At 35.2% G+C, this 5,856-nt stretch carries 3 protein-coding genes; all 3 read left to right on the top strand.

The window, feature by feature from the left end:
* On the top strand, window positions 1-3,883 hold a 3,883-nt coding region (locus tag BM102_RS09015; RefSeq protein WP_143085480.1), incomplete at its 5' end, for an RHS repeat-associated core domain-containing protein.
* 27 nt (window positions 3,884-3,910) lie between these two features.
* Window positions 3,911-4,540: a hypothetical protein gene (locus tag BM102_RS09010; RefSeq protein ID WP_143085479.1), complete on the top strand. Its 630-nt coding sequence runs from the start codon at window positions 3,911-3,913 to the stop codon at window positions 4,538-4,540.
* A 270-nt stretch (window positions 4,541-4,810) separates the two neighbouring features.
* On the top strand, window positions 4,811-5,566 hold the full coding sequence (locus BM102_RS09005; protein WP_090481165.1) for a hypothetical protein: 756 nt from the start codon (window positions 4,811-4,813) through the stop codon (window positions 5,564-5,566).
* The last annotated feature ends 290 nt before the right edge of the window (window positions 5,567-5,856 follow it).

The following is a 5,856-nucleotide window of genomic DNA, read 5'->3' as shown; positions in this document are numbered from 1 at the left end:
AGCTACAAAGCAAAGCTTTCCAGACGATACTACTATGACTTATGAGTATGATGATGAAAAGATGACTACTATTGCCACAGAACAAAACGGTAATCAGGTAGTGTATACCCATGATGACATGGGACGTCATACAAAGACAAAGTACTATGATGGTGAAGAAAGATACACCTATAACAAGAGAAATCAAAAGACAAGCTTTACAGATAAAAGAGGAAATACTACCAGGTTTTCATATGACAATAAGGGCCATCTTACAAAGATAGTAGATGCCCTAGGAAATAAAACAAGCATTACCTATAGAGCAGATGGAAAGCCTATGGCTGTAAAGGGCGTTAAGGGAGAAGAGTATAAGTACTCTTATGACCTTGATGGAAAGCTTTTTGAAATAAGAAATCCACTTAATGAGACAAATAGATTCTACTATCGCGATGGAAATCTAGAAAAAACAAGAAATGCTGCTGGAGCTCTTACGTGGTTTTCGTACGATGATAGAAGTAACGTAAATACGATAAAGGATCCGGATGGTGTTGTAACAAACTACGAATACGACAACTTAAATAGAGTTATAGCTACAACTACAGCAGATGGTGCTAAAACAACCTATGAGTATGACGCAGCAGACCGTATCGTAAAAACCATTGATGCTTTGGGTAACTCTAGAGAGTACACCTATGATGAGATGGGAAAGGTTACATCAGTAAAAGAGGTTGATGGAACAATTAAAAACTATGACATAAACATCATGGGCCGTGTTTCAAAGGTAGTTGATGAAGCAGGACGAGTAACAGAAATTACTTATAACGCCATGGGAAAGCAGGAGAAAGTACTTCTGCCTAATGGTGGTGTCATAACGTATGATTATGACCCTCTAATGAGACTTATGAAAGTAACAGACCCAGAGGGAAGAACAACTGGTTATGTTTATGATAGAAATGGAAATGTAATAGAAGAATACTTAGGCGACGTAAAGGTACGTAGCCTTGATTATGATGCTTTAAATAGAATCATAAAAGAGGTTGATGCTTTAGGACATGAGAAAATTTATGCTTATGACGAGTCTGGCAACCTCATAGAAATGACAGATACTCTCGGAAACAAGTACACAAGAGAGTATGATCTTCTTGGCCGAGTAACAAAAGAGACAGATCCACTTGGAAATGAAACAAGCTATACCTACAGCAGGCTTGGAGAAATAGAAACAATCACAGATGCTGCAGGTAGAGTAAGAAGATTTGAATACACCAATGCAGGAAAGCTTAATGTAATCTATTTTTGTGGCAAGATAGAGCAGCTTTTAAAGTATGACAATGTAGGACGTGTTGAATCAAGAGTATTTGCAGATGGCTATAAGATTAGCTATAGCTATGACGTACTAAGCAGAGTTTCAAAAGTAGAAGGCTCAGATGGACGCACAGTATCATACGAGTATGATGCAATGGGAAGAGCCACAAAGGTAGTAGATGGAAGAAGCACCACACTTTACACCTATACTCCTACGGGTCGCCTTAAAAGTGTAGTAGATGCGCTTGGTAACGAGACCGCTTACACCTATGATGCCCTTGATAATCTAAAGAGTGTACATAGAGCAGAAGGAAGAATCGTAAATACGGATTCAGAATACTTCCCAACAGTAGGAAAAGATGGTCATGTCACACTGTATTCATACAACCTATCAGGTCAGCTTACAAAGGTAACAGATGCCCTTGGTCAGGAAGAAACATACGAGTATGATCAGTATGGACGTCTTAAGACTAAGACAGATAGAGATAACTATGCCACAAACTATAAGTATAACAACCTTGGAGTAGTAACAGAGGTAGGTTATGCAGACGGTAGAAGTGTAGAGTTTTCTTATGATGCACTTGGAAAACTTAATCAGTTTAAAGACTGGCTTGGAACAACATCTGTAGAAAGAGATGTAATAGGAAGGGCTTTATCAGTAGTTGATTATAAAGGTAGAAAAGTATCTTATACATATGGAAATGTATCAGAACGTACATCTATCACATACCCTGATGGAAAGAAAATAGATTACATCTATGATGATAATCTTCGTTTAAGTGAACTGATTAGTGGAGCAGATAAAACAAGTTATATATACGACGAGTTTAATAGACTATCAGAAAAGATACTTCCAAATGCTAATAAAGAAGTAATGTCATATCTTCCAGGTGGATATCTTAGAAGTCTTGAGATGCATGATTCAAAAGGACTCTTAGATAGATATATTTATGGATATGACACACAAGGAAATAGAACTGAGATTGAAAGAACCAGAAGAGAACTTAAGGATATTTCAGGCAAATACACTTATGACTACGATTTAGAAAAGCGACTCACAAATGTAAGAAGAGATGGTGAGTTGCTAAGAAGCTATACCTATGATGCCTTCGGAAACAGAAGCATTATGACAGATGAAGGTGTAGTAACAAAGTATAGATATGATGAGCTTGATAGATTACTTGAAACAGTATCTGATTCAAAGTCCATCTCCTACGAGTATGATAAACGAGGAAATATAGCAAAAGAATACACAGAAGGTCTCTTGAAAAAGACCTTTACTTTTGATGCAACAAACATGCTTTCAAAAGTAGTTGATGCTGAAGGTAAAGAAGCAACCTATTGCTACAACGGAATGGGAAAAAGAGTAGCAGTTCAAAATCCTACAGAAAGCATCGATTACCTGTTAGACATCACCAAAGACTACCACAACATGCTAGAGCGCACAGTTAATGGTGAATCTGAGACCTATACATATGACAGTAACGTAGTAAGCATGTCTAAAGCAGGAAATGACTATTTCTATATGCTTGATGAACTAGGAACAGGAATGTACCTGACAGGTACAGATGGCATAGCTACATCAACCTATGCTTACGATGAGTTTGGAAGAAACATAAATCCATTCACAGGAAAAAAAGAAAAGCCGGCCTACACAAAGCAAGGCAATATCATCCAGCCACTAGCATTCACAGGCTACCAGCATGATGAAATGACAGGAAGCTACTTTGCACAGGCTAGATACTATGATGCAAAAAATGCAAGATTTATATCAAGAGATAAAGAGAGGTATATTGGGCTTCGAAAGAGTAAATCACTAAATTTATATGAGTATTGTTATAACAGACCATTAGATAGAATAGACTTAAACGGACATTATACAGCTGCTGAAGGTATAGAAGCTCATTTGATGATGGAAGCATATGCAATGGAACAACTTGCACCTAATTGCGCGGTTGAATATTCGATTGAAGGTGGATCATATCATGGTAATGGCAAATATGGTTATGCAGATATCGTTGTTTTTAATGCTGTTACAGCAGAAATATATGAGATAAAGCCAGGAAGTTATGCAGAAGGTGCAGTAAATCATGCAATAGGTGAGGCTCAGTTACAAGGATATGTTGATGCATTTAATGACAATGATATAAACAAGATTAAATCTGGAATGGAAATGGCTACAATAGGAGAATCATATGACGAAACATTTAACATAGCTATTCCATCAATGCTAAATGAAAACGAGTATATAGTATATAGAACGTATGGAGATGGTCTTATTATATACAATTACCAAAAGAAATTACCAGATGATTGTAAAGTATATGAACCTGAAACAACAACGGTACTTTCAGCTGCAACTAATTATATGATGGGATTGGATGATTCCCCTGTATATAATGGTAGAATAGCAATCGAAATGGGATTAGCATTAGGTATGATTGATGCAATGGCAGTAATGCTAGCGGATGACGCGACTGTTATAGGATTAGCTGACGAACCGGCATTGGCAGCAACCTTTTTAGCATTTTGTGTGTTACTTGGAGTTATATATATTGATAGTAATTATATTAGTACAGATGGAAATGATTGTATTGCATAGGAGTGACATGATATGAGTATATCGTATATGAAAATTATAAAAGAGGTTATGGGAGAAGAGGCTCAAAATAGAGGTTATAAGATTACGAGCCATCCAAAGCTTATAGCAACTAAACCATTGGCTTATTTTAATAGAGAAAAAAATGGTAGTAGCCAAGGGTTTGAGATTACGGAATATTTAATTGGAGAGAAAACACTTTTTCTGAGATGTTGTGGGAAAGAAATACACCTAAAATACAATAGTGCAGAGGAGTTCGAAGATTGTATTAGATCTTTCAATGATTATATGCTTAAGGAAGGATATGATCTGTTAGAACAAGCATCAAACAGACCTTATTTTACACATTCAGATAATGAATATGTGTTAGACAATTATAAAGCAGTCTTTGAGGAAGTACATAAAGAGTTTGAAGGTAAAACAATAAAAGAATCCCTGGATTATATTGAACATTTAATACAGGATGCATATAAGCTGGACTTCTTAGATGCAAAAGATTTGTTATTAAAAGCAGCTTGTATATTAACAGGATATTTATTAAAGGTGAATGAGAATATGTTGTTTTTCAATATGATTATTACTGCATATAGAAATAAGGATACTGATAAGTGGTTTCGTAGCATTGTAAATAAGTTTTTCACGGAAGAAGAGTTGAATTAATAGGAAATCATAAAAGTTGGGGATAGTGAAACAATATGAAAAATGTAAATCAAGAAGATAAACAAAATTATAAAGAAAATGTATTTTGCATCTATGATGCTCTTTTTATTCTTAGCAGCAGGAGCAGTTGAATTTATTGAGTGGTTTAAAAGAAGAACAGGAGAAGGTGCCTGACCCTATTACATAGAAATTACAATGTAATAAATTCGTAATGGGGTCAGGCACCAATATGCAGTGACTGGATGCGGACTTGAGTAATAAAGGTAAATTATGAATAAAACAAGAATAATAAAGGAGATATTGGGAAAAACCCTAGAAAAGAAAGGTTTTAAATATATTGGCAAAGAAAAGGGAATAATCTGGACTTTTGTAAGAAATGTAAACGATGTTAAAGAGGAAGTATATATTCAACAGCATTCGATATTTGAAAGTGAATACAAATTAATAATGTGGTCCTCTGCAAAAGGAAATAGTGTAAAAGAAATTGGAAACGTACTTCCGGAATATAGTGATAATGAATATTGGTGTGCGGAGACAGAAAAAGAATTTATAGAAGTAATTAGTTTTTTTGATAAGTTTATTAAGGAATTTGGCTTTGAGCTGTTAGATGAGATGTTGACAGAAAAAACAGATTCCTTTGAAACCCCAGAGAGAAAACTCTATTTTAAAGCACATCATAAAGAATTAGTAAAGAAATATGATGCGATTTATCATATTTTGGATAATGGTTCTAGAGAAGAACAATTGAAACATATTGATGAAGTATTATGGGAAAACAGAGAGGCTGAAGATACACCGGAGAAAAATGAGGAGATATATGATTTATGGCTAGGCATGGCCTCCATTTTAACAGAAATAATTATAAGAGAAGAGGGTGGCGAGGTGTCATATGATACATGGAAAGTAGAAATTAATCGTCCACAAAGAGTATTGAAAGTTTGGCCTATTGATGCTGTTGTTCAGGCGTGGCTAAGATATCACAATAATGAAAGAAAAGTAGATTTTGTATGGGCAATGTGCAGATGATGGGGTTTAGATAATACAAAACCTCTTATCCATTGGAATAAGCCAATAAATAAAGAACCAGAATTGTTTAGATATGGTTTATATGAGTAGGTGCTTGACCACACAGGAGCAGGTCCAAAATTTCTGGAGTGACATGATATGAGTATATTGTATATGAAAATTATAAAAGAGGTTATGGGAGAAGAGGCTCAAAATAGAGGTTATAAGATTACGAGCCATCCAAAACTTATAGCAACTAAACCATTGGCTTATTTTAATAGAGAAAAAAATGGTAGTAGCCAAGGGTTTGA

The sequence above is a fragment of the Pseudobutyrivibrio sp. JW11 genome, assembly GCF_900115355.1.
GTDB lineage: Bacteria > Bacillota > Clostridia > Lachnospirales > Lachnospiraceae > Pseudobutyrivibrio > Pseudobutyrivibrio ruminis.
The sequence above is the reverse complement of the archived record's forward strand: the minus strand, read 5'-3'. Positions and strand labels throughout refer to the sequence as shown.